The 22846-nt window shown below is 65.9% G+C and carries 21 protein-coding genes, 1 tRNA gene and 1 pseudogene; 11 read left to right on the top strand and 12 right to left on the bottom strand.

The window, feature by feature from the left end; all coding sequences use genetic code 11:
* Positions 1-103: 103 nt before the first annotated feature.
* Positions 104-748 carry a ClpXP protease specificity-enhancing factor SspB gene (locus tag ASF32_RS05500; protein WP_056424619.1) on the top strand — a complete coding sequence of 215 codons (645 nt, stop codon included), beginning with the start codon at positions 104-106 and terminating at the stop codon, positions 746-748.
* Positions 749-793: 45 nt separating this feature from the next.
* Here the strand turns inward: ASF32_RS05500 and ASF32_RS05495 are convergent, their stop codons facing one another.
* A complete protein-coding gene (locus tag ASF32_RS05495) occupies positions 794-2188 on the bottom strand; it encodes a cytochrome P450 (RefSeq protein ID WP_056424617.1) in 1395 nt (464 codons plus the stop codon).
* A 143-nt stretch (positions 2189-2331) separates the two neighbouring features.
* Here ASF32_RS05495 and fumC point away from each other — a divergent pair, with 143 nt between their 5' ends.
* From fumC to ASF32_RS05480, 3 genes are all read left to right on the top strand, one after another.
* Positions 2332-3756, top strand: coding sequence for a class II fumarate hydratase (gene fumC, locus ASF32_RS05490; RefSeq protein WP_056424613.1), 1425 nt, complete (start codon positions 2332-2334; stop codon positions 3754-3756).
* An 11-nt stretch (positions 3757-3767) separates the two neighbouring features.
* Positions 3768-3959: a DUF4169 family protein gene (locus tag ASF32_RS05485; RefSeq protein ID WP_056424610.1), complete on the top strand. Its 192-nt coding sequence runs from the start codon at positions 3768-3770 to the stop codon at positions 3957-3959.
* A gap of 166 nt (positions 3960-4125) precedes the next feature.
* Complete coding sequence (locus ASF32_RS05480; protein ID WP_056424607.1) at positions 4126-4344, top strand: ribbon-helix-helix domain-containing protein; 219 nt, start codon at positions 4126-4128, stop codon at positions 4342-4344.
* Positions 4345-4356: 12 nt separating this feature from the next.
* Here the strand turns inward: ASF32_RS05480 and ASF32_RS05475 are convergent, their stop codons facing one another.
* On the bottom strand, positions 4357-5124 hold the full coding sequence (locus ASF32_RS05475; protein ID WP_056424604.1) for a helix-turn-helix domain-containing protein: 768 nt from the start codon (positions 5122-5124) through the stop codon (positions 4357-4359).
* Positions 5125-5210: 86 nt separating this feature from the next.
* Here ASF32_RS05475 and ASF32_RS05470 point away from each other — a divergent pair, with 86 nt between their 5' ends.
* Positions 5211-6185, top strand: coding sequence for an MBL fold metallo-hydrolase (locus ASF32_RS05470; RefSeq protein WP_082470642.1), 975 nt, complete (start codon positions 5211-5213; stop codon positions 6183-6185).
* A 110-nt stretch (positions 6186-6295) separates the two neighbouring features.
* On the opposite strand, the gene ASF32_RS05465 is transcribed toward ASF32_RS05470, so the two are convergent.
* The 4 genes from ASF32_RS05465 to ASF32_RS05450 form a co-directional block, all read right to left on the bottom strand.
* A complete protein-coding gene (locus ASF32_RS05465; protein ID WP_056424602.1) occupies positions 6296-7681 on the bottom strand; it encodes a heterodisulfide reductase-related iron-sulfur binding cluster in 1386 nt (461 codons plus the stop codon).
* 273 nt (positions 7682-7954) lie between these two features.
* A complete protein-coding gene (locus ASF32_RS05460) occupies positions 7955-9142 on the bottom strand; it encodes an FAD-binding protein (RefSeq protein WP_056424599.1) in 1188 nt (395 codons plus the stop codon).
* Between the two features lie 88 nt (positions 9143-9230).
* Complete coding sequence (locus ASF32_RS05455; protein ID WP_056424596.1) at positions 9231-10679, bottom strand: polysaccharide biosynthesis C-terminal domain-containing protein; 1449 nt, start codon at positions 10677-10679, stop codon at positions 9231-9233.
* Between the two features lie 102 nt (positions 10680-10781).
* The gene (locus tag ASF32_RS05450) at positions 10782-11783 is read right to left on the bottom strand and encodes a magnesium transporter CorA family protein (protein WP_056424594.1); all 1002 of its coding nucleotides are present in this window, start codon (positions 11781-11783) and stop codon (positions 10782-10784) included.
* A gap of 214 nt (positions 11784-11997) precedes the next feature.
* Between ASF32_RS05450 and groES the strand changes: the two genes are divergently transcribed.
* A complete protein-coding gene (gene groES / locus ASF32_RS05445) occupies positions 11998-12285 on the top strand; it encodes a co-chaperone GroES (RefSeq protein ID WP_018042554.1) in 288 nt (95 codons plus the stop codon).
* Between the two features lie 93 nt (positions 12286-12378).
* Positions 12379-14022: a chaperonin GroEL gene (gene groL / locus ASF32_RS05440; RefSeq protein WP_056424589.1), complete on the top strand. Its 1644-nt coding sequence runs from the start codon at positions 12379-12381 to the stop codon at positions 14020-14022.
* Positions 14023-14257: 235 nt separating this feature from the next.
* Here groL and ASF32_RS05435 read toward each other — a convergent pair whose 3' ends face one another.
* Entirely contained in the window at positions 14258-14989 is a 732-nt protein-coding gene (locus tag ASF32_RS05435; RefSeq protein ID WP_056424587.1) for a hypothetical protein, read from the bottom strand.
* A gap of 320 nt (positions 14990-15309) precedes the next feature.
* Here ASF32_RS05435 and ASF32_RS05430 point away from each other — a divergent pair, with 320 nt between their 5' ends.
* Both ASF32_RS05430 and ASF32_RS05425 read left to right on the top strand, forming a co-directional pair.
* A complete protein-coding gene (locus tag ASF32_RS05430; RefSeq protein ID WP_348271054.1) occupies positions 15310-15624 on the top strand; it encodes a hypothetical protein in 315 nt (104 codons plus the stop codon).
* Between the two features lie 143 nt (positions 15625-15767).
* The gene (locus ASF32_RS05425) at positions 15768-17879 is read left to right on the top strand and encodes an ABC transporter ATP-binding protein/permease (RefSeq protein ID WP_056424580.1); all 2112 of its coding nucleotides are present in this window, start codon (positions 15768-15770) and stop codon (positions 17877-17879) included.
* 11 nt (positions 17880-17890) lie between these two features.
* On the opposite strand, the gene ASF32_RS05420 is transcribed toward ASF32_RS05425, so the two are convergent.
* From ASF32_RS05420 to ASF32_RS05410, 3 genes are all read right to left on the bottom strand, one after another.
* On the bottom strand, positions 17891-18607 hold the full coding sequence (locus tag ASF32_RS05420; protein WP_056424577.1) for an LrgB family protein: 717 nt from the start codon (positions 18605-18607) through the stop codon (positions 17891-17893).
* Complete coding sequence (locus tag ASF32_RS05415; RefSeq protein ID WP_056424573.1) at positions 18604-18999, bottom strand: CidA/LrgA family protein; 396 nt, start codon at positions 18997-18999, stop codon at positions 18604-18606. The genes ASF32_RS05420 and ASF32_RS05415 overlap by 4 nt, the downstream gene beginning before the upstream one ends.
* 68 nt (positions 19000-19067) lie before the next feature.
* The gene (locus tag ASF32_RS05410; protein ID WP_056424570.1) at positions 19068-19535 is read right to left on the bottom strand and encodes a TerB family tellurite resistance protein; all 468 of its coding nucleotides are present in this window, start codon (positions 19533-19535) and stop codon (positions 19068-19070) included.
* 202 nt (positions 19536-19737) lie between these two features.
* On the opposite strand from ASF32_RS05410, the gene ASF32_RS05405 reads away from it, so the two are divergent.
* Positions 19738-19813, top strand: a tRNA-Thr gene (locus tag ASF32_RS05405).
* A gap of 535 nt (positions 19814-20348) precedes the next feature.
* On the opposite strand, the pseudogene ASF32_RS26335 reads toward ASF32_RS05405, so the two are convergent.
* Both ASF32_RS26335 and ASF32_RS05395 read right to left on the bottom strand, forming a co-directional pair.
* A pseudogene (locus tag ASF32_RS26335) lies at positions 20349-21368 on the bottom strand (recombinase family protein); the annotation flags it as partial.
* A 213-nt stretch (positions 21369-21581) separates the two neighbouring features.
* The gene (locus tag ASF32_RS05395) at positions 21582-21824 is read right to left on the bottom strand and encodes a hypothetical protein (RefSeq protein ID WP_056424564.1); all 243 of its coding nucleotides are present in this window, start codon (positions 21822-21824) and stop codon (positions 21582-21584) included.
* 71 nt (positions 21825-21895) lie between these two features.
* On the opposite strand from ASF32_RS05395, the gene ASF32_RS05390 reads away from it, so the two are divergent.
* The coding region (locus tag ASF32_RS05390) for a hypothetical protein (protein WP_056424559.1) at positions 21896-22846 on the top strand (951 nt) is incomplete at its 3' end.

The following is a 22846-nucleotide window of genomic DNA, read 5'->3' as shown; positions in this document are numbered from 1 at the left end:
GATTGAAACCTGGGCCCGAGTCCGGCAAGCCTTCACGTCAATTCACCGACCCGGTGCGCCACCAGCGCGATATTCCGGCAGGTACCGGGCAAAGCGACAAGCGATGGCAGACGATCTGATCCGTTACGACCTTCTGGTTCAGGATGCCCTTCGCGGCGTCGTGCGCAAGGTATTGAACGACGCGGCCCGCGAAGGCCTCGCGGGGGAGCATCATTTCTACGTATCGTTCCGGACAGAGGCGCCGGGGGTGCGGATGTCCCAGCGGTTGCGGGAGAAATACCCTCAGGACATGACCATCGTCCTCCAGCATCAGTTCTGGGACCTCGGCGTCACCGAACATGCGTTCGAGGTCGGTCTGTCCTTCTCGGGAGTACCAGAGCGTCTGCTCGTACCGTTCGATGCTCTGAGCGGGTTTTTCGATCCCTCCGTGCAGTTCGGTCTGAAGTTCGACTTGAACGAGACGGCTGAGGACGACGCTTCGGACGATGCTCCACAGGTCCCGGGCTCGAAGAACGCGCCGCGTGGCGCCGCATCGGAGCCGAGCGAGATCATGCCGAAAGGCAATGCCGTCGCGGCGATCGGCGCAAGCGTTCCCAAACTTCTGCCGGCGCAGGGTGCGAGCCAGAACCTCGACAAGACCGAGGATGGCGCGGACGGAAAGCCGGCCCGGCCAGCGGCCAAGAAGCCCGAGGGTGGTGAGGCCGGCGCCGAAGTCGTGAGCCTCGATGCGTTCCGCAAGAAGAACTGAGCCGAAGCGCGCTTCGCTTATCCAATAATGGTGCCGCGGGTCAGGTCAGGCCCGCTGCTCCACTCGCATCCGTAAGCCATGTTCTGGTCGGAGCGTTACGCGCTGCAACGGCGTCACCGGGGCATGATCCGCCGGCAATGTGAAGCGTATGCGACGGATCATATGCGCCAGCACGATGACGGCTTCCTGGAGCGAGAAGCTCTGGCCGATACAGACCCGCGGTCCGGCTCCGAACGGCAGGTACGAGAATCGCTGTACCGCCGTTCTGTTCTCCGGCAGAAAACGTTCAGGCATGAACGTCTCGGGCTCGTCCCATAACGTCCGGTGGCGGTGGAGCACGTAGGGTGCCACCATGATCAGCGATCCCTGCGGGATCTTGATCCGGCCGATCCGATCCTCCGCGATGGCCTGCCGGCTCATGAACGGAACTGGCGGGAACAGCCGCATCGTCTCCTCCATCACTGCCTTGGTATAGGGGAGTGCGTCGGCATCGAATACATCACCCTGCACCGAATCGACTTCACGCTCTACGTGAGCTCGGGAATCGTGATCCTGCGACAGACAATAGAGAGCCCAGGTCAGCGCATTCGCCGTCGTCTCATGACCGGCAGCGATGAAGGTGACGATGTTGGCGCGGACTTCGAAGTCGCTGAGACCTTTGCCGGTTTCAGGGTCCTGAGCCTGAAGCAGCAACGTCAGAAGATCGGAAGGCGCCGTTCCGCCATCGAGTTGCGCGCGCCGGCGCTCGATAAGCGCGTTCACGACCTCCTCGAAGAAGCGGATCGCGGGCCTCGCCCGGAGGCGGCCAATACGCGGCACGAAGGCAGGGACACCGAATACGTCCATCGGGTCCACCGGCCCGACCGATTCGAGGAAGCGCGTGATGGCGCGGCCGAGAGCGTCGGGATCGCTGGAGAGCCCCTCGGTGAAGATGGTCCGTTCGAGCACGTCGAGGGTGACCCGGGTCGTTTCCAGCGCCACGTCGACGGTGGTGCCATCGCGTCGGGCGAGGCGACGGCCGATTTTCGCCCCGGCCTCATTCATGGGAGCCGCAAAACCGAGGACGTGGCGGGCCGAAAAAATCGGCGCGAGGGTACGCCTTTGCAGTTTCCACTCCTCGCCCTCCGCCGTGAGAAGGCCGTTGCCGAGGCCCGGCGCGAGAACCCGGCGCTGCAGGTCGTCCTTGCGGTAATTGGCAGCGTTCTCGACGAACAGGTAGCGGATCAGGGCAGGGTCACTGACCACGGTCACGCGGCCCATCGCACCCTCTCGCGCCACGACCGGCTCAACGAAATGCTCGTCGAGCCACGTGGTGATCGGATTGGCGCGCACCGCCTTCAGGAAGGCGAACAGCCCCGGCTGTTCGCGAAGTGGGCGGGGAACGGAAGGACGGAAACGCGGTCGGGCATCGGGCTCCATGGTCGCTGCGTCCACGGGCATCGGCATGTATCCTCGTTGGATTCGACGCGGGGGCGGTGCCTGACTCCGGCACGGACCTGTGACGCCTTTGGTAAAAGCACCATCGCGGTTTGGCCCCGCACCGTCTAAGTAGGGCCGCATACTCCGCCATCTAAGAGGCCACGATGTCGCCGCTCGAAAGCCCCACCGAAACGTCCGCCACCCGGACCGAGTCCGACACGTTCGGCCCCATCGAGGTTCCGGCCCATCGCTACTGGGGCGCGCAGACCCAGCGCTCGATCCAGAATTTCAAGATCGGCACCGAGAAGATGCCGGCCCCCCTGGTCCATGCCCTCGGGATGGTGAAGCAGGCCGCCGCCCTGGTGAACCAGGATCTCGGCGCCCTCGACCCGAAGGTGGCCGAGGCCGTCGCCGCCTCCGCCGCCGAGGTGGTGTCCGGTGAGCACGACCAGGAATTTCCCCTCGTGGTCTGGCAGACGGGGTCGGGCACCCAGTCGAACATGAACGCCAACGAGGTGATCGCCAGCCTGGCCAACGAGCTGCTCGGCGGAAAGCGGGGCGGCAAGTCGCCGGTCCACCCCAACGATCACGTCAATCGCGGCCAATCCTCCAACGACGTGTTCCCCACGGCGATGCACATCGCGGCCTCGCGCGAGATCAACGACCGGCTGCTGCCCTCCCTGAAGCACTTGCACGACGCTCTCCATGCGAAGTCCGAGGCGTTCTCGTCCATCGTCAAGATCGGCCGCACCCATTTGCAGGACGCGACTCCCGTCTCCCTCGGCCAGGAATTTTCCGGCTACGTCGCGCAGGTGGCGTTGGGCACCGAGCGCGTGAAGGCGACGCTTCCGGGCGTGCTCGCACTGGCCCAGGGCGGCACGGCGGTCGGCACCGGCCTCAACGCCCATCCCGAATTTGCCGAGAAGTTCGCGGCCAAGGTCGCCGAGCTGACCGGCCTGCCCTTCACCTCGGCCGCCAACAAGTTCGAGGCGCTGGCCACCCACGACGCCCTCGTCTTCACGCAAGGCGCGCTCTCGGCCCTGGCCGCGGGCCTGTTCAAGATCGCCCAGGACATTCGCTTCCTCGGCTCCGGCCCGCGCTCGGGCCTCGGCGAACTCTCCCTGCCGGAGAACGAGCCGGGCTCGTCGATCATGCCGGGGAAGGTCAACCCGACGCAGTGCGAGGCGCTGACCATGGTCTGCGCCCAGGTGATCGGCAACGGCACCACGGTGAGCTTCGCCGGCTCCCAGGGCAATTTCGAGCTCAACGTGTTCAAGCCGGTCATCGCCAATGCGGTGCTGCAATCGATCCGCATCCTCGCCGATGCCGCCGTGAGCTTCGCCGACAATTGCGTCGTCGGCATCAAGGCCAACGAGGACAAAATCGCCGACCTGATGAGCCGCTCGCTCATGCTAGTGACGGCGCTCGCCCCCTCCATCGGCTACGACAAGGCTGCCGAGATCGCCAAGACCGCGCACAAGCGCGGCACCACCCTGAAGGAAGAGGCCCTGCGCCTCGGCTACGTCACGGAGGAGGAGTTCGATCGGGTCGTGCGCCCCGAGACCATGCTGGCACCGAGCATCGACTGACGGGGAAGCTCATGGCCGAGATCATCAACCTGCGCTCGGTACGCAAGGGCAAGGCGCGGGCCGAGAAGGAGGCGAAGGCGGAGGACAACCGCATCGCCTTCGGCCGGCCGAAGAAGACCAAGACCCTGGCCGAGGCCAAGAAGGCCATCGAGTTCTCACGCCACGAGGGCCACAAGCTCGTGGGACCGGATTCGGACGGGTGACGACCCTAAAACGCTCGCAAGTCTCCCCTCCCCCCTCTGCGGGGGAGGGTGGCCCTCGCATGAGCGAGGGTCGGGAGAGGGGAGCGCCATCTCCGGAGAGGTCGCCCCCTCTCCCGCCTGCTTCGCAAGCACCCTCCCCCGCAGAGGGGGGAGGGTTGCGCGCTCGATGACCACCGGCACTACCAAACGCTCGGTCATGATCGCCGGCCACCGGACCAGCGTGTCGTTGGAGACGCCGTTCTGGGAGGCTTTGCGCGAGATCGCCGCCGCCCGCGAGCAGTCGGTGCAGGTGCTGATCGGCGAGATCGACGAGGCGCGGGGCGCGCAGAACCTGTCCTCGGCGATCAGGGTGTTCGTGTTGGCTGAAGTGCGCCGGCCGAACTGAGGCCACTGGCGTCTATGGCCGCCGAATACCCACGAGGCTCGCCGAGGCGGGTGCGCCGAACGTCTGCCGGAAGGCGTTGGCGAAATGGGCCTGATCGGCGAAGGCCGCGTCGTGGGCCGCGACCGTGAAGGTTTCACCCCGAATGACGGCGTCGATCGCCCGCCGCATGCGCAGCCACGAGCGATAGCGCCGGAATGGAACTCCCACCTCGCGGGTGAACAGGTGCTGCATCCGCGAGGATGACAGCCTGACGGATGCCGCGAGGCGCGGCGCCGACATGCTGGCGTCCTGGCAGGTGCCGAGATCGGCCATGATCCGGGTGATGCGCCCATCGAGCGTCGGTTCGTTCCGACGCACCGCGAAACCGGCGAGATCGGCGATGGCCTGCCCGGCCCAGACCGTGGCGCGCCGGCATTCGTAGAGCGCACGCAACGGCTCGATCTCACCCCGCATGGCGACGCGTGCACCGTCGATGTCCTCGCCGGCGGCGATCAGGCCCAGGAGAGCCCGCGCTCCGGCCTCCGGCTCGAGATAGAGGACGCCCAAGGGATCGCCGGCACAATCGAGTTCGTGCCGCATCCCGGCCGGGACGAAGGCCGTGCGGCAGGCGATCCACGGACCGGGCCTGAACCGGATGCGGAAAGATCCATACAGGCCGGCCAAATAGACCGGTGCACCATGCTGGTGGCTAGCGTTGTAGCCGAGCGGTCCGGCAAAGAAGGTGTGCCCGCCCTCGACGTGCCAAAGGGGGCCGAGCGCTGGGCCAGCACGTTCGTTCAAGCGGTGCCCCCTCCTAACGCGCTAGGCCGGTCATCCCCGCCTCGCGGTCCGCCTGCGCGGTGGGATCAGCCGGAGATCCTGCGACGATGATCACATTGAGCCGACGCCTTGTCACGGGCGTCCTCGCGGGCCTCGCTCTTTCCGGCGCGAGGCCGGCCCTGGCCGGGGCGGCTGCCCTCGCCGAGGCGCCTGCGTCGCGACGCATCCGGCTCGGCGCCTTCACCATCACCACCTTGCTCGATGCGGACGAGACCATCGACGGGCCGTGGCCGATCGTCGGCGAGGACCGGCCGAGAGAGGAGGTGCAAGCGCTGATGCGGGAGAACTGGCTTCCGCCGGACCGGTTCACGCCGGGCTTCACCCCGACGCTGATCGAGACCGGCACACAGCGCATCCTCTTCGATACCGGAAACGGCGAGGTCGGCTTCATCCCCAGGCCAGCGGGAGGGCGGCTGGGTCAGGCGCTACGGCGCGCCGGAATCGCGCCGGAGACGATCGACCTCGTGGTGATCACGCATTGCCATACCGACCATATCGGCGGCCTCCTCGAGGGCGGCATTCCGCAATTTCCCAACGCGGCCTACGTCGTGGGAGAGGCGGAATACCGCTTCTGGACGGCGGAGGAGCGCCTGTCGGCGCCGGCGGACAGCAACACCTACCGGTCGGCCGCAGTGGTGGGCAGCCACCTCGTCCCGCTGCGCGACCGCATCCGCTTCGTCGGACCCGGCGACACGGTCGCGCCCGGCATCGACGTGGTGGCGGCGTTCGGGCACACACCGGGGCACCTTGCCTTCCATTGCGAGAGCGAGGCGCAGCGGATGCTCGTGTGGGGCGATTGCGCCCATCACGAGGTGGCGTCCCTGATCCACCCCGAATGGCACGCCCTGTTCGATCTCGACAAGGATCGGGGCATCGCGACCCGTCGGGCGATCTACGCGATGGCCGCCACCGAGAGGCTGCTGGTCGCGGGCTATCACACGGCGTTCCCGTCGCTCGGCCATGTCGAAGCGCGAGGAACGGGCTTTCGCTGGATTCCGGTGACCGGATCAGGAACTCCCTGACCCCTCTCTTCCCGTCCGCTGCCGATCCGAGCCAGCGACAGGACCTGCGCAGGTCTTGGGGAAATGCGTAGATCTTGGCGAAATGCGCAGATCCTGGCGTCGCTTCCGGGTTACTCCGCCGCCTCCAGCACCCGCGTCCCGCCCAATCGCTCGAGCACCGCCGGCTTCGGCCCGCCCGTCGCCCAGTCCAGCAGTTCCACCGTGTGCACGATGGGGATGCTCGTGCCGTTCCCGATCTGCGTGGCGCAGCCGATATTGCCGGTGGCGATGAGGTCGGGGCGCATGCGCTCGATATTGGCCACCTTCCGGTCGCGGAGGCGCCCGGCGATCTCCGGCTGTAGAATATTGTAGGTGCCGGCCGAGCCGCAGCAGATATGGCCCTCGGGCACGTCCTTCACGGTGAAGCCGGCCTTCTTGAGCAGGTTCTTCGGCTCGGTGCGGATGCCCTGGCCATGCTGCATCGAGCAGGCGGAATGGTAGGCCACGACGAGATCGCTCTCGAACAGGGGCGGCATCAGGCCGAGGTTGGCGACGTATTCGGTGACGTCCTTGGCGAGGGCCGAGACCCGCGCCGCCTTGTCCGCATAGGCCGGGTCGTCGCGGAACATGAAGCCGTAATCCTTGATCGTCGTGCCGCAGCCCGAGGCCGTGACGATGATCGCGTCGAGGCCGTCGCCGTCCATCTCGGCGATCCAGGCATCGATGGTGCGCTTGGCCTGGGCGTGGGAGGTCTCGGACTTGCCCATATGGTGGGTGAGCGCGCCGCAGCACCCCTCCCCCTTCGCCTGGACCACCTCGACGCCGTGACGGGTGAGAAGCCGGACCGCCGCCTCGTTGAAATCCGGCCGCAACACGCTCTGGGCGCAGCCGCGCAGGAGGGCGACCCGGCCGGCGCGGGCGGGTGCGACCTCGCCCTGAAGCAGGGCGCTCGCTTCCCGCGCGCGGTTGTCGGCCGGGAAGGTGCCGGGCCGGTCGTTGACGGTGCGGTTCGGCAGGAGCGCGGGGGCGAGGTCGAGCATCGCCGCGAGGCGGTTGCCGACACGGGGCAACTGGGCGACGAGGGGCCGGAACGGCGAGCCGATCTTGGCGGCCAGAAGCGCGAGGCGGAAGCGGTTCGGATAGGGCAGCACGAAGGCGAGCACGCTGCGCAGGAGCCTGTCGCTCAAGGGCCGGCGATAGGTCTCCTCGATATGCGTGCGGGCATGATCGACGAGGTGCATGTAATGCACACCGGACGGACAGGTCGTCATGCAGGACAGGCAGGACAGGCAGCGGTCGACATGCTTGACCACTTCGGGCGTCGCCGGTTTGCCGCCTTCCAGCATGTCCTTGATGAGGTAGATGCGGCCGCGCGGGGAATCGAGTTCGTCGCCGAGGAGGAGATAGGTCGGGCAGGTCGCAGTGCAGAATCCGCAATGCACGCAAGTACGCAGGATTTTTTCCGATGCGGCCATCGCCGGGTCGGCAAGCTGTGTCAGGCTAAAATTGGTCTGCACGGCGTTTCCTCAGGGTCCCGATATCGTTTTCTTGCTGGGTGGTCTGTCGCCGCCCGGCGCTGTTTCAAGCAGCTTAGAGAAAATTTCGGCGGAAGCCGAGCCTTGGAACGGCTCTAAACCTCCGCCCACCCGGCGGGGATAGCGCGAAAGCCATTCAGGATCATGAGGCCGCTGCGGGTGAGATTGTCGCGGTCAACGTTTGGGCCGGATGCTGAAAGCTTGGTTCTGGCATCGGGCGAGAACCGGATCGCCGGGGCGGGAACCGTACGGGGGTCAGATGCCAGCATACATCCGGCCGGGATTGAAAACCCCCTTCGGATCGTGCGCCGCCTTGATCCCGGCCGTCATACGAAGCAGTGGATCTGACAGAGGCTCGAAGACGGCGGTCGCCGCGCGTACCGCATCCGGTGCCCGCACCAGGGTGGCGTGCCCGCCGGTGGTGCGGAGGACGTCGCGGATGGTCTCGGCGCCGGCATCGCCCTCGGCCGAGGTGGCCAGCCAGACGAGGCCGCCGCCCCAATCGTAGAACCAACGCGCCTGACGCTGCGCCGCGATGGCGGCTGTGACCGCAGGACCCTGCATCGGTGCGGTGGAAATTCGCCAGACGGCGGATGCGCGCGGTTCCGTCAGTGGGATGACATCGCGGATCGCAGCCCACAGAACGGCTCCGATCTCGCCCTCGATGATCTCCGGCTCTCCGAACCGCCTGAGGAGCTTGCGCAATTCGCCGAGGCGGTAATCGAGGGATTCCGAGAAACCCTCCAGACGCATCAGGGTGCGCGGGCTCGGCCCGTCGAGGCCGCTCGGCAGGTGAGCCGCACCCGTGAGTTCGAACGGCGATCCGAGGGCGGCACTAAGAGCGGCCACCGCCGTCGCATCGTCGAGGCCGGAGAAGGCCAAGGTCGTCACCCGTTCCTGGACGGGAAGCACCTTGAAGGTCACTTCGGTCAGCAGGCCGAGAGTGCCCCACGAGCCCGCCATGAGCTTGACGAGGTCGAGGCCGGTGACGTTCTTCATTACCCGGCCGCCCGATTTAATGGCCTCGCCGCGCCCGTTGACGAAACGGACGCCGATGAGGCTGTCGCGGGCCGCCCCCGCATTGATCCGGCGCGGTCCCGCATTGTTGGTCGCTGCCACGGCACCGAAGGTCGGCTCCCCGGCCGAGCCCATCAGGATGCGATGGTCCATCGGCTCGAAGGGCAGCATCTGGCCGCGTTCCGCCAGCAAGGCCTGGACCTGCGCGAGGGGAGTTCCGGCCCGGGCGGCGACCACCATCTCGGCCGGCTCGTAGAGGGTGATCCCAGTCAGACGAAGGGAAGAGAGGGTGGCTTCGTCCTGGGCGGGGCGGCCGATCGCGGCCTTGGTTCCCCCGCCGACGAGCCGCATCGGCTCTGACCGGCCGGCGGCGGCGGCGACGATGGCTTGTGCCTCGCCCTCGTCCTGAGGCTCGTATGACCGCATCGTTTCCTGCCCGCTGCGATGCTCGACGGCATCTTCAGACGACCATATGCGGGAAGGGACGCCCCGCTTTCAAGCGGTGCGTTCTGTCTCACGCCGCCGGGGTGACGGCGCGCTGCCGCAGATAGGTCGTCACGAGGCCGCGTAATCCGGCGATGTCAAACACCGCAACGAGCAGGGCATAGACCAGCACACCGAGAGGCAGGCAGATGGCGAGTGCCATGGTCGGATCCATGTGCCTGAACGGTGCCAGGCAGGCCATCATCGCCAGGGTGGCGGTACAGGCGGCGAAGATCTCCCACCAGTCGATCCGCAGGCGCTGCGGACCCGCGAGGGCCCGGACTGCGAGCCAGAGCGTCGAGGCGACAAGGCCGGCGCTCTGCGCCATGGCGATGCCGGGAGCGCCGAAATGCGCGGGCAGGACGACCAGGCAGATGGCATTCACGGCAAGGCCAACAAGGGCGGCGGCGATGACCGGCACCGTCTTGCGCCGGATCTGGAAGATCGGGTTGAGCCCGAAATTGAGCAATGTGCCGCAGAGCAGGCCGGGGATGAGGATCAGCGCATAGAGGGCGAAGGGGCCGCGATAAGCCTCCGGCACGACGAGCCCTTGGAGTGCCGGAAGCACAGCCCAGAGCCCGCCGGCGCAAGGCACCATGAGCGCCACCACGATGGCCGCATTTCGGCCGATTTGGGCCTCGGCCGCCACATGGCCCTCGTGCTCGTCCACCCGCACGGCGAGCTGGAACAGGATAAGGTCCAAGGCCGTGCCGATCATGCTGAGGCTGCGCGAGGCGACATCCGCCGCCAGGGTGAAATAGCCGGCCTCCGCCAGGCCGAACGACATGGCGATGGCGCTCCGGTTGAGGAACGGCGTGATCTGGTAGATCGCGTTCGCCACGATCAGCGGAAGCCCGTAGGCGCGAAACAGCCGCCAGGTCTCCCCCATCCGTACGCGGACGATCGGCACGGGCGGATCGAGCAGCGGCTTGCGCAGCGCTACGATGGGTAGAAACTGGCTGAGCCCGCAAGCGACCAGCACCCAGAGCGGCTGCGGAAACAGCCAGGCTGCGCCCGCCATGAGCAGGAATGATAGGCCGTTCTTGATGAGGGTGAGCTTGAGATAGAGGCCGCCGTCAAAGCGCGCGCGGGTGAGGGCTGCGTGATAATCGAACAGGCCGATGCCGAAGGCGGCGAGGCCAGCCCCCGCCGCGATGGCGAAACGGCCCTCCGTGTTCATTTCCACAGTCGCGCCGACGACGGCGCAGAGAGCCGATGCGAGCAGAAGGAGGACGGCCAGGATGGCGTAGGCCCGGTCCAGCCCATGGCGGATCCAAGGTTCCTCGCGCCGGACGCGGTTGGAATAGAACCGTGTCGCCGACAGCCGCAGCCACTCGAAGACCAGGGTGTTGAGCACCACGGCACCCGTGGTGGCGAGGCCGAACAGGCCGAAATCTGCCGGCCCCATGAGCTTGGCTAGAAGGAGGCCGAGGCCGAAATTGAGCCCGGCATTCAGGATGAAGGCGACGATTACGGCCATGCGGTCGACTCTGGTCGCCGGATTGCCGGCGATGCTCCCAATCCTTGCGCGCTGGGCCGAAAAGATTTCCCTAAACCCCGAAAACGCTCGATCGAACGCGCGTTAGAACCAGCCGCGCAGCTTGAAGAAGACGATGGGGATGATCGCGCTGATGACGATCAGCGACAGACCATAGGGATAGCCATAGGCCCAGTCGAGTTCCGGCATGTGCTTGAAGTTCATGCCGTACATCGACGCGATCAGGGTCGGCGGCACGCCCACCACCGAGACGACGGTGAGCACGCGAAACGTGTTGTTCTGCTCGATGTTGATGAGACCGAGAGTGGCGTCGAGCAGGAACTGGACGTTTTCCGACAAGCGGATCTCGAACTCGTCGAGGGAGGCGATGTCCCGGCGCAGGGTCTCGAAGCGCGGCATCTCCGTGGCGCCGAGGAGGTGCTCGCACTCGCCGGCGACGAACGGGAGGATGCGCTCGAGACCGAGCAGGCTCGAGCGGATCTTGCCGAGCGCCTTGCCCCGCCGACCGACGCTGCGGAGGATTCGGCGCAGCGCGAGGTCGCGGCGGCGCGGGGTCTTGCCGGAATCGCCGGCGACGCCCCCTGCCCTCACGTCGAAGTCGAAGATCCGGGTCGAGAGCGCGTCGAGATCGGCACCCATCTCCTCCAGGGCGTCGGCGAGGCTGTCCACCAGCTCCTCCACCAAGAGGAGGAAGATCTCGGTGCCGGTCTGGCAAGCGCCGTCACCGTCGCCGATGCGCTTCTTGACCTCCTCGAAGGCGCGCAGCTCATTGAACCTGACGGTGATGAGCCGGTCCCGGGTCAGGACGAAGCCGAGCGGGGTCAGCTGCGAATCCACCTTGTCGAAGGTGATCATCGGTGTGGAGAGCGAAAGACCGTTCTTGAGCCGGCGCAGGCGGCTCGAGTTCTCGACCTCGCTCAGGGCTTTTCGCGAGGGGACGCGCAGGCCGGTGGCGGCCTCGATATGCTCGGCCTCCTCGGCGCTCGGATCGTTGAGGTCGATCCAGATCGCATGGCTCGGCACGCCGCCGCCATTGGCTGCGCCGGAATGCTCGACCGCGCCTTGCGGTCCCTGAAGGCTGATCATGGGGTGATTGTCATCCGTCTGTCAGCGACCGGAGAGCAGAACATGCTGCGCAAACGCGGCATGACGCGTCGTCCGCGTCTTGACTCGCAAGGAGCTTGAGCCTACCTCCGCCCTTGCTTTGGCACTCTTCGCTCGGGAGTGCTAACAGCCTGGGTTGGGCGAGCCCTTCGGCCGCATCAACGCCATCCATGAATTTGAAGCAAGAGGGCAGCTCATGAAGTTCCGTCCGCTGCACGACCGTGTCGTCGTCCGCCGTATCGAAGGCGAAGAGAAGACCAAGGGGGGCATCATCATCCCCGATACCGCCAAGGAGAAGCCGCAAGAGGGCGAGATCGTCGCTGTCGGCCCTGGCGCCCGTGACGAGGCCGGCCGCGTGAACCCGCTCGACGTCAAGGCCGGTGACCGCGTCCTGTTCGGCAAGTGGTCCGGCACCGAAGTCAAGATCGACGGTCAGGACCTCCTGATCATGAAGGAATCCGACATCATGGGCGTCGTCGCCTAAAGCGACCCGGCCCTCTTCCTTCTTCCATTCGAGCCTTTCGAGCGCGCCCTTCGGTGAGCGCCTCAAGGCTCTCAACCTGATGAGGATCTATACATGGCAGCGAAAGAAGTACGCTTCGGCTCAGATGCCCGCGAGAAGATGCTCCGCGGCGTCGACATCCTCGCCGATGCCGTCAAGGTGACCCTCGGCCCCAAGGGCCGTAACGTCGTCATCGAGAAGTCCTTCGGCGCTCCGCGCATCACCAAGGACGGCGTCACCGTCGCCAAGGAGATCGAGCTCGCCGACAAGTTCGAGAACATGGGCGCCCAGATGGTGCGCGAAGTGGCCTCGAAGACCAACGACATCGCTGGCGACGGCACCACCACCGCCACCGTCCTGGCCCAGGCCATCGTCCGTGAAGGCGCCAAGTACGTCGCCGCCGGCATGAACCCGATGGACCTGAAGCGCGGCATCGACCTCGCCACCACCGCTGCCGTGAAGGACATCACGAGCCGCGCCAAAAAGGTCGCCTCGTCCGAGGAAGTTGCCCAGGTCGGCACCATCTCGGCCAATGGCGACAAGGAAATCGGCGAGATGATCGCCCACGCCATGCAGAAGGTCGGCAACGAGGGTGTCATCACCGTCGAGGAAGCCAAGACCGCCGAGACCGAGCTCGACGTCGTCGAGGGCATGCAGTTCGACCGCGGCTACCTCTCCCCGTACTTCATTACGAACGCGGAGAAGATGGTCGCCGAGCTCGAGGACCCCTACATCCTCATCCACGAGAAGAAGCTCTCGTCGCTCCAGGCGATGCTGCCGGTTCTCGAGGCCGTGGTGCAGACCGGTAAGCCGCTCGTTATCATCGCCGAGGACATCGAGGGTGAGGCTCTCGCCACGCTCGTCGTGAACAAGCTGCGCGGTGGCCTCAAGGTCGCTGCCGTCAAGGCTCCGGGCTTCGGCGATCGCCGCAAGGCCATGCTTGAGGACATCGCGATCCTGACCCAGGGTCAGATGATCGCCGAGGACCTCGGCATCAAGCTCGAGAACGTCACCCTCCCGATGCTCGGCCGCGCCAAGCGCATCCGCATCGAGAAGGAGACCACCACGATCATCGACGGTCTCGGCGAGAAGGCGGACATCGAAGCCCGTGTCGGCCAGATCAAGGCGCAGATCGAGGAGACCACCTCGGACTACGACCGTGAGAAGCTCCAGGAGCGCCTGGCCAAGCTCGCCGGCGGCGTCGCGGTCATCCGCGTCGGCGGCGCGACCGAGGTCGAGGTCAAGGAGAAGAAGGACCGCGTCGACGACGCGCTCAACGCCACCCGCGCTGCGGTGGAAGAAGGCATCGTCCCCGGCGGCGGCACCGCCCTCCTCCGTGCCCGTGAGGCCGTCCGCGCTCTCCAGAGCGACAATCCGGACGTCCAGGCCGGCATCAAGATCGTGCTGAAGGCCCTCGAGGCACCGATCCGCCAGATCGCCGCCAACTCGGGCGTCGAAGGCTCGATCGTGGTCGGCAAGATCACCGACAACACCTCTTCGATCACCTACGGCTTCAACGCCCAGACCGAAGAGTATGTCGACATGATCCAGGCCGGCATCGTCGACCCGGCCAAGGTCGTGCGCACCGCTCTGCAGGACGCCTCCTCGATCGCCGGTCTCCTCGTCACCACCGAGGCCATGATCGCCGATGCTCCGAAGAAGGACAGCGGCGCTCCCCAGATGCCGGGCGGCGGCGGCATGGGCGGCATGGACTTCTAAAAAAGTCCCTATCGTCACGTGGAATGGATGCTCTCGCGGTTACCGCCGCGAGAGCGGAGAGGGTCGTCGCAAGACGGCCCTCTTTTCGTTGCGGATGACCGGACAAGATCGGGCGCTGGGCGGTTAAATGTCGTCGCGCGGACGGATTTGGCCGACGTGAATCCGTGAAACCTTCGCCCGATATTTCAGCCCGTCATGGCGAAGAGATCCGGCGAGACTTCAGTATCGGCGGTGTTTACCCTGCGCGGCGATTGCACCGGACGTAAGAGGCGTCGCCCTTGGCACTCGACCATGTCAGACGGTCGCCCTCGACGATCAGCTTCACTTGGGATGTCCAGCGCCGGCCGCCATCGCTGCAGGATGCTGCCACGCTCCAACTCGCGCCCATGCGCCGTCCGTCGCGGAAGGTACAGACGGTATTTCCCGCCCGCGCGCCATTTTCGGTGATCCGCGCCGGTATGTATCCACGGCGCCGCGCGCCGCGGCGGCATGCCACCTCGTTCGGCCCCCAGACGCCGACATAAGCCGCCGCCTCGATCGGCGGAGAAGCGGTAGCGGGGGCATCGGCGCGTGGCGTCACTTCCGTATCCTGCTTGAGCGCGACCGGCCGGATGCCCGGCTGGGCAGGGGATGCAGCGAGCCTGTCCCGGGCAGGCGCTCCAGCGTGAGCAGAGCCAAGCCCCACATCCGACCAGGGCGCATTGGCACGGGGCAGGCGTGAGGATGCCGCCGTGTTCTCGAACGGACCCGGCTCGTTCAAGGCAGCCTGTGCCGTGCCGGTCTCAGGGCGGACAGGTGTATCGTTCGTCAACAGAACTGTGCTGTAGCCGAGGAGAACGCCCCAGCCCATGGCGAGGGATACTGGAAGTATCAGGGCACGGCGCGACCCGCCCGACGGTCCGGTCACCGTCACTGACGGCGTGCCGTCCTCGTTCTTCATATCCTCGCTTTCGATGCGGGCGGCCATCGTTGTCTCCCGTCAAGCCCGACCCTGAGGCCGAGCCAATCCCGTGCGCGCCAATTTCTCGTCGGCACCCACCACCTCACTATTCCGCGACATTCGATCCCCCACCCAGTCCGACATGCAGGCCGTTATCATTCTCAAAGTCGGCTCTCGTCAGGAAAGGTGTGTGATTATTCTGTCTCGGTGCGTTTGATAGCGGTGGATAGACTCCGGGAATAGGGCGAGCGAACGGCAAGGCCTTCCCGTCGCTTGCCAAAACTGCCATGCTCAAGCTTGTGAGAAACATACCAGCGCGCAGATCCATCGTGACGAGACGCCTCGCCATCGCCGTCTGCGTCGTCATCGCCACCTCGGCCGGCGCTCAGACGCCTCCCCCCACTCCGCGGATGTCCTGCGCGGACGCGATGGCGCTCGTGAAGCGCGACGGATCGGCGATCCTGTCCTGGTCCGTGGGCAAGGCGGATAGGTCCGGCAGGGGGGAGCAGCCGGTAAAGACGGAACGCTTCGTCAGCGATCGCAGCCTTTGCGGCCTGACGGAAATCGCCGAGCTGCGTTTCGTCCCGACCCGCGATAATCTGGAATGCCCCGTGGGGTACCGCTGTCGCGAGCCCGATTACGGCGACTGGGATTGGCCCTGATCCGATCTGACGCATCCGGCGGGTGAAGCCCTCGCCACGATCTCGCCACGACCGGCCGTCACTGCCGCCGTCACGATCGGGTGCTAATCCGGCGGGCGAAGACCTATTCGCACATTTGAATTTACCGAGTTGAGGAGACGCGCGTGGCCGTACTCAGGACAGGCCTCGGCCTGCAGGCCGCCATAACGGCGCTCTTTGCCCTCGTTCTTCTGATCCTGCCGGGCACCTCGACACCGCTCTACGTCAGCCTCAGCGGCTTCGCGATGGTGGTGATCCTTTTTGCCTCCGCCAAGCTCTCAGATTATCTCAAGGTGTTCGTTTCCGTCTACGGTATCGGGTATTTGTTCCTAGCCGGTGCTAAGCAACTTGCAGCATCCGGTTTTCTGCCGGAGACGCTGGCGGCACTGCTGCCGCCTGCCTTCGCGGCCACGGGCGCGGTGGTCTTCGCAGGCATCGTGTTCGGAATTTCCCATCTCGAACCCATCCGCGCGATCACTCGTATCGCGGATCCGTTCTTCGCCGCACGCGAGGAGCCGAACCGGGAAATCCGACCGTTCCGTTTCTTCGGCGGTACCGAAGGCCGCGTCGCACGGCGCCTCGTTGCGCTTTCGATCTTCATCACCTTTGCGCAGGTTGCGCTACAACTGCGCCTGAACTTCTGGTACCGCGACCTCTTCAACGCGCTGCAAGAGTATAACGCCGACGCATTCTGGTATCAGCTCGTCTGGATCTTCGTGCCTCTTGCGACGATCTGGGTCATCATCGGCATGTTCGACACTTTCGTCGATGCTTCGCTGCACATCCGCTGGCGCACTTGGCTCGCACGCAGCCTCTACAGCCGCTGGCTCGATGGGGGCACGCATTACCGCATACCCTTCACCGACGAACCGGCCGACAACCCGGATCAGCGCATCCAGAGCGACGTCAACCTCTTCATCCAGCAGACGACGAGCCTGTCGATCCGGCTCCTGTCCCAGGCCGCTACCCTGGTTTCCTTCATGGTTATCCTTTGGGGGCTGTCGCGGGATTTCGTTCTTCCCTTCACCGACATGGTAGTGCCCGGCTTCCTGGTGTGGCTGGTCATCGTCTACGCGGTGGTCGGAACTTGGCTGACCCATCTCATCGGCCGCCCGCTCATCGGCCTCGACTTCCGGCAGGAGAAGGTGGAGGCCGATTTTCGCTTCTCACTCGCGCGGACCAGGATCTATTCCGAGCAGATTGCCCTGCTGCGCGGTGAGCGGTCGGAGACCTTGCGACTGCGCGAGCTGTTCCGGGAGATCATCGAGAACTACCTCGCCATCATCTACCGGCGGATCAAGATCGGCAGCTTCACCCTGTCCTACAACCAGATCAGCGTGGTGTTTCCCTACATCCTCGCCGCTCCATCCTACTTCCTGAAGAAAATTACCCTCGGCCAGTTCCAGCAGACGGCGAACGCCTTCAGCAGCGTCCAGGGTTCCCTGTCCTTCTTCATCGATTCCTACACCACCATCGCGTCGTACCGCGCCAATACCAACCGCCTGACGTCATTCAAGCGGGCGATGACGAAGGCGGAGGCCCTGTCCGGTGCCGGATATGGCTTGGTGCAGGGCAGTGGACCGGGCCCGGCCGTGACGGCGTCCGGCATGACCCTGGCGCTGCCCGATGGTCGCGAGATCGTCTCCGCCAAGTCGTTCACCCTCACCAAGGGTACCGCCACTCTCGTCACCGGCCCGTCTGGATCGGGCAAGTCGACCCTGTTCCGTGCGATCGCCGGGATCTGGCCGTTCGGCAAGGGCCGGATCGACGTGCCCGAAGGTCAGTCGGCGCTGGTGCTGCCGCAGCGGCCGTATATTCCACTCGGAACCCTGCGTGGCGCAGTGGTCTATCCCAGCACCACCGACCAGTTCTCCGACGAGGCGATCCGCGAAGCCTTGATTGCCGCGCAACTGCCGCAGCTGGCCGACCGTCTCGACGAGATCGATGCCTGGGACCAGCGCCTGTCCGGCGGTGAACAGCAGCGTTTGGCCATCGCCCGCGCCGTGCTGGCGAAGCCCGCGTGGCTTTTCCTCGACGAATCCACCGCCGCCCTCGACGAGCCGAGCGAAGCTGGCATCTACCGCATGCTGCGCGAGCGGTTGCCGGGGACGACCATCGTTTCCATCGGCCATCGCTCGACGCTGCACGCCCTTCACGACACGCGCATCGACATGAAATCGGGCCAGGACGGCCGCTTCATCCCGACAGAAATTACTGAAGCTGCGCTCGCCAAATAGGGGGGGTGACGTCAGCGCAAAAACGTCACGGCGAGCGGTGCGAGGATCGCCGTGATGAAGGCGTTGAGACCGAGTGCGATACCCGCGAAAGCACCCGCCACCTCGTTGACCTGAAACGCCCGTGCGGTGCCGACACCGTGCGCGGCGAGACCGGCGGCGAAGCCTCGTGCCCGCATGTCCTGAATGCGGAGCAGATTCATGAGCGGCGTCACCAGGATTCCACCGGTCATACCCGTCAACATCACCAGCACGGCTGCGAGGGTCGGATCACCGCCGAGATTCTGAGCAATCCCCATCGCGACACCGGTCGTCACCGATTTCGGGACGAGGGCGATGATGACGTCGTGCGGGATGCCGAAGGCCGTGCCCAAGGTCACGGCAGAGATGAGAGCTACGACGGAGCCTACGAGGAGAGCTGCCAGCATTGGCGCCAGCGAGCGGATCACCGTGGCGCGATATTCGTAGAGCGGGATCGCCAGGGCCACGGTGGCGGGCCCGAGCAGGAAGTGGACGAATTGGGCACCGTCGAAATAAGTCGCGTAGGGCGTTCCGGTCAGCTTAAGCACGCCAGCCATCAGGATGATGGCGACGACTACGGGATTCGCCAGGGGATGCCTGTTCGTTGCCGTGGCGATGCGGTCGGCCACCGCATAGACCATCAGAGTCACGGTCAGCCACAGCAGGGGCGTGCGCGAGAGATAGACCCAGAGCGCGAAATCGCCGGTCATGGCTCCCTCCCCGGGGCGAACCAACGCTTGACGGCGACGAAGGTGAGCGCCGTCGCCGTAAGGGTCGCCAATGTCGAGACGACAACGACGCAGGCCAGCGCCAAGCCATGAGCTTCGAGCACGTCGAGCCGTCCGACGATACCGGCGCCGGCCGGGATGAACATCAGCGACAGATGGGCGAGCAGCCCTTTCCCGGAGCGCTCCAGGGTGCCGTCCACGAGTGGCGCAGCGAGGACTCGTGAGGCAATGCCGGACCAGTGGTCGCGCAACACCATGAACAAGAGAAGCAGTGCCATCCCGATGACCGGACCCGGGACTGAGAGGGCCGTGGCACGTGCGAGCACCTCTCCGACGAGTTGGGCCAGGAGGATCAAGGTGAAGCTGACGATCATCGCGCCGCGATTCTTTCTTCCGGCCTGATCCGGCCCGGCGAAGCCGAGGATCGTCTGCCGAGCTGCCGCTAGGAGACCGCCCCCGATTCTGCGCCGGCCCTGGCGAGACGGATCGCCGTGTCATCGAACCGGAGCAGGCGACCGAGCCGCCAGACCAACGCCTCTTCGAACTCATGAACCGTGCCATCGGCGCCGGCCACCGACCATGCCATGGAGAGCAGCCGCGCGCGCTCCGTCTCGCCGAACTCGTGGCCCATCATTTCCACGAGCAGCGCCATGTCGCGGGTCTGGGCATCGACACCGGCCGCGCGAGCGATCAGCGCTTCGGCCTCCTCGCGGTTGCCGGCATAGCGTCCCTCGACCAGGCGGCAGAGCCGCTCCGACTCGGCGCCGTCGAGAACGCCATCCACCCGTGCCACATGGACGAGAAGGGCAATCGCCGCCAAGCGCTCATCTACAGCTTCCGAATCGTCCGGGCTCGCGGACAGGCCGAACGCGTCGGCAGCATAGGCACGCAAGCGGGCGATGAGGGACATGGCTTTTCCTGAAACGTGCCGCGAGCCTTCGAAGCCGCATCGCTCCGCGTCAAGGCAGCATGGCGCATCGCGGGACCGTGATGCACCGTCCGTGGCACAGTTGCATCACGAAGACGACGCGGGCCGCCTTGCCATCGGTCGAGCGTGCGGATATGAAGCCGCAACGATCCGAAGCGACACCAGCCGTCGCACTACGGATCTCGCCGCAATAGCTCAGCTGGTAGAGCACCTCATTCGTAATGAGGGGGTCGGGGGTTCGAATCCCTCTTGCGGCACCAGCAATCCCCCACTGTAGCGACCGCTTGGGAAGGCCGGCTCTCCGATCAGTTCGGACAGACGCCCCCTGACCTCTACGTCGAAGCCCTGTCTCGGCAGGCCGGGATGGATGGTCACTGTCTCAATAAGTGACCGGAACGAGCGGACCAGCTTTTCGCCAGCCTCTCCCTCTTCGCGTCCATAGATTGACAGCGTTTCGTGAAGCACTTCGACATGCCGGAGGTACTCGGCGATCAGCGTCGGGTGCAGTGCGATGACCTGTGGCGACTCCTCGATCTGGGCGAGTTCCGCCTCCAGCGCTGCACGCTCTTCGCGGAGCTTGGGCAGGGTTGCCTCTGCGTCGTCCTCGGACAAGAAGCCCTTGGCGAACGCCGCGAGAAGGCGGTCGTACGCGCGCCGACATCCGTCCAATCGGGCAGCGATGCGGCCCCGATCCCTGTCGGCCGTGCTCGCAAGCCGCTTCCGCTCCGCGTTGTAACGCTTCACGAAGACCTCGATCAGGCGAGGATCGCGGAGATGCTCGCGCATCCCATCAATTACGGCTGCCTCCATCGACGGCAGGTAGACGATTCGCCGGTTGTCGCAGCTGCCGCTCTCGCGTTGGGCGGAGCAACGGATGCGTACCTTCCCAGTCTTGTCACGGTCGTGGACAGTGTACCCAGATCCGCAACAGCCGCAGCGGAGCAAGCCGCTTAAAAGGTGCGTCGGTCGCCGGCTGATATGAGGGTGCGAGACACTTCGCTGCCCGCGTATCGCCTGGACCCGATCCCAGAGCTCCGCATTGACGATCCGAAGCGTAGGCACCTCGACAGCCTCGCGCTCGGCTGACGGATTGATGCGGGGCACGCGCTTGCCGGTGTAGGGGTTGCGAGCCTTCGAGACCTTGTTCCAGACGATTCGGCCCGCGTAGTGCTCGTTATTGAGGATGCCGTTGCCCCTGGCGGACGAGCCGTTGAGCGTCGATGCATTCCAGAGAGAGCCCCTCGGCGGTGCAATACGCTCCTTGTTCAGCGCCGCGGCAATGCGGCGGGGGACGCGACCAGATGCATACTCCTCGTAGATGCGGACGACGATCGCGGCTTGGTCTGGATCGATCTCGCGCTCGCCTGGTTTGCCTGGCACGACCCGGTAGCCGTAAGCGAGCCCGCCGGCGATGCGGCCAGACCTGACGACACCGGAGAGGCAACGCTTGATCTTCTTCGCACCGTCTTCCCGAAATAGCTGACCGACAAGGCCACGCAGACCGACGAGCACCGTCGATGCCACTCCCTCGTGAACAGCGCGAATCTCCACACCGTGGAAGGTCAGTCGCTTGTGGATGCCGGCAAGATCTTCCATGTCGCGCGACAGGCGATCGAGGGCCTCTACGATCAGCACGTCGAACGGTCGATCAGGCGCTTGAGCCTGCGCAAGCAAGGCGAGTAGGTCGCCGCGCTCGAACATAGAGCCGCCCGAGCGGGCCTTGTCGGAGAAGCGAGAAACGACCCGCAGCCCCTCGCGGACGGCGTAGGCACGGCACAGCTCGAACTGGTCCTCAACGGACCTCTCATTCTGCATATCGGTGCTGTAGCGGGCATAAAGGGCGGCGCGCTTCATTTTCTCTTTGCTCTTGCCGCCTCACGAGCTGAGAGCGCCGCGCGCTGATCACGAAGCGCTACCGCTTCGGCAAGCGCTTCGACGAGGCGAACGAGGCCCGGATCCAGTTCGGGGCGTGCTGCGGTTGAATGCGGCGAGTGAGCTTTCAATCCGCCCTCCCCTCAACGGAGACCTTCATGCTGCGGCTCCGATGTCGAGCGCGTCGGCCGGGGCGAGCGGCGTCCAGCGGATCACCACGCCCTCGAACACCAGGACGTTGCCCTCCGCGGGCGGGTGCTCTCGCCACCAGAATGCAGCCATGTCGGTGATGTCGCGGAAGCCATCGGCACGCGCAAAAGCGTCTCTCACGCAACTGCTGATGAGATACCGGGTGCCAACATTGAGAAGTTCGGCTGTGCCGCGATTCGAGAAGACCATCCGCTCGGGCTGGATATACGGGCGAGCGCGTCGCCGGCCTCGGTCAGACCACGCTAGCCGGCCTGGACAGCATGAAGGCCAATGCCAGCGGCGCCACGGGCGCGGCGCAGGCGGGGAGCAGCTTCCTCGGCACGCTGCTGGGCAATGGTGGCTCGACGGCCGGTACCCAGAGCGCGGCCGCGCAGCTCGGTGGGGTGAAGACCAACGTCGACACGGGCGGCGTCGCCTCTGCCGCGTCGAAGCTCTCCGACCCGAACAGCCTGGCGCAGACCACCGGTTCGGCGCTGGCCGGCGGGACCTACGGCACCGACACGTCGGCCATGAAGGCGCTCGCCGACAGCGTGGCGGGCGGGCCGTCTCAGGTGAAGTCGTCACTCCTTGACGTCGCCAACGGGAAGTATCTCGGCGGCGCGAACCCCTATCTCGACGACATTCTCGGGCGCTCGAGCGCCGAGGCCGCATCGAAGGTGGGGCAACAGTTCGCCGCGTCGGGTCGGTACGGCTCGGGTCGGTTCGCCGCCGCAACCGCCGATGCCGTCGCCAATGTCGAGACCCAAGCCCGCTATGCCGATTACGAGGCCGAGCGCGGGCGTCAGGCGCAGGCCGCCTCCGCGATCGACGCGGCCGAGAACGCGCGGGCCGGGACTGCCGGCAACCTCTACCAGGGCATCGCCGGAATCAACACGGGCAACGGCAGCCTCGCCGCGACCGGCGCGAACCTGTCGCTGAACGCGAACCAGGCCGGGCTCGCCGGCGCCAACGCGCTGGCCAACCTGCAGGGCTCGAACGCCGATCGCTCGCTTACGCAGGCTGGCGCGCTCCTGTCGGCGGCTCAGAGCGACCGCGCCGCCGGCATGGCCGGCATCGGACAGGTCCAGACGGTCCAGGACAACCTTCTGGCGCCCGGGCGCACATTGGCGGGCATCGGTGCCGTCGAGGACCAGGCGAAGCAACAGCAGCTCGCGGCTCTGCAGGACCTCTTCAACGAGCAACAGGCGGCACCCTGGCGTCAGGTCGGGCTT

Source organism: Methylobacterium sp. Leaf91, from assembly GCF_001422815.1.
Lineage (GTDB): Bacteria > Pseudomonadota > Alphaproteobacteria > Rhizobiales > Beijerinckiaceae > Methylobacterium.
Note: the sequence above shows the minus strand (reverse complement) of the source record. Positions and strands in the feature narration are given on the sequence as shown.

What these genes read in the sequence shown, in the direction of transcription:
- ASF32_RS05500 (WP_056424619.1), top strand. Translation starts at nt 104, where the DNA reads ATGGCAGACGATCTGATCCGTTACGACCTTCTGGTTCAGGATGCCCTT.
- ASF32_RS05495 (WP_056424617.1), bottom strand. Translation starts at nt 2,188, where the DNA reads ATGCCCGTGGACGCAGCGACCATGGAGCCCGATGCCCGACCGCGTTTC.
- fumC (WP_056424613.1), top strand. Translation starts at nt 2,332, where the DNA reads ATGTCGCCGCTCGAAAGCCCCACCGAAACGTCCGCCACCCGGACCGAG.
- ASF32_RS05485 (WP_056424610.1), top strand. Translation starts at nt 3,768, where the DNA reads ATGGCCGAGATCATCAACCTGCGCTCGGTACGCAAGGGCAAGGCGCGG.
- ASF32_RS05480 (WP_056424607.1), top strand. Translation starts at nt 4,126, where the DNA reads ATGACCACCGGCACTACCAAACGCTCGGTCATGATCGCCGGCCACCGG.
- ASF32_RS05470 (WP_082470642.1), top strand. Translation starts at nt 5,211, where the DNA reads ATGATCACATTGAGCCGACGCCTTGTCACGGGCGTCCTCGCGGGCCTC.
- ASF32_RS05460 (WP_056424599.1), bottom strand. Translation starts at nt 9,142, where the DNA reads ATGCGGTCATACGAGCCTCAGGACGAGGGCGAGGCACAAGCCATCGTC.
- ASF32_RS05455 (WP_056424596.1), bottom strand. Translation starts at nt 10,679, where the DNA reads ATGGCCGTAATCGTCGCCTTCATCCTGAATGCCGGGCTCAATTTCGGC.
- ASF32_RS05450 (WP_056424594.1), bottom strand. Translation starts at nt 11,783, where the DNA reads ATGATCAGCCTTCAGGGACCGCAAGGCGCGGTCGAGCATTCCGGCGCA.
- groES (WP_018042554.1), top strand. Translation starts at nt 11,998, where the DNA reads ATGAAGTTCCGTCCGCTGCACGACCGTGTCGTCGTCCGCCGTATCGAA.
- groL (WP_056424589.1), top strand. Translation starts at nt 12,379, where the DNA reads ATGGCAGCGAAAGAAGTACGCTTCGGCTCAGATGCCCGCGAGAAGATG.
- ASF32_RS05435 (WP_056424587.1), bottom strand. Translation starts at nt 14,989, where the DNA reads ATGGCCGCCCGCATCGAAAGCGAGGATATGAAGAACGAGGACGGCACG.
- ASF32_RS05420 (WP_056424577.1), bottom strand. Translation starts at nt 18,607, where the DNA reads ATGACCGGCGATTTCGCGCTCTGGGTCTATCTCTCGCGCACGCCCCTG.
- ASF32_RS05415 (WP_056424573.1), bottom strand. Translation starts at nt 18,999, where the DNA reads ATGATCGTCAGCTTCACCTTGATCCTCCTGGCCCAACTCGTCGGAGAG.
- ASF32_RS05410 (WP_056424570.1), bottom strand. Translation starts at nt 19,535, where the DNA reads ATGTCCCTCATCGCCCGCTTGCGTGCCTATGCTGCCGACGCGTTCGGC.
- ASF32_RS05395 (WP_056424564.1), bottom strand. Translation starts at nt 21,824, where the DNA reads ATGGTCTTCTCGAATCGCGGCACAGCCGAACTTCTCAATGTTGGCACC.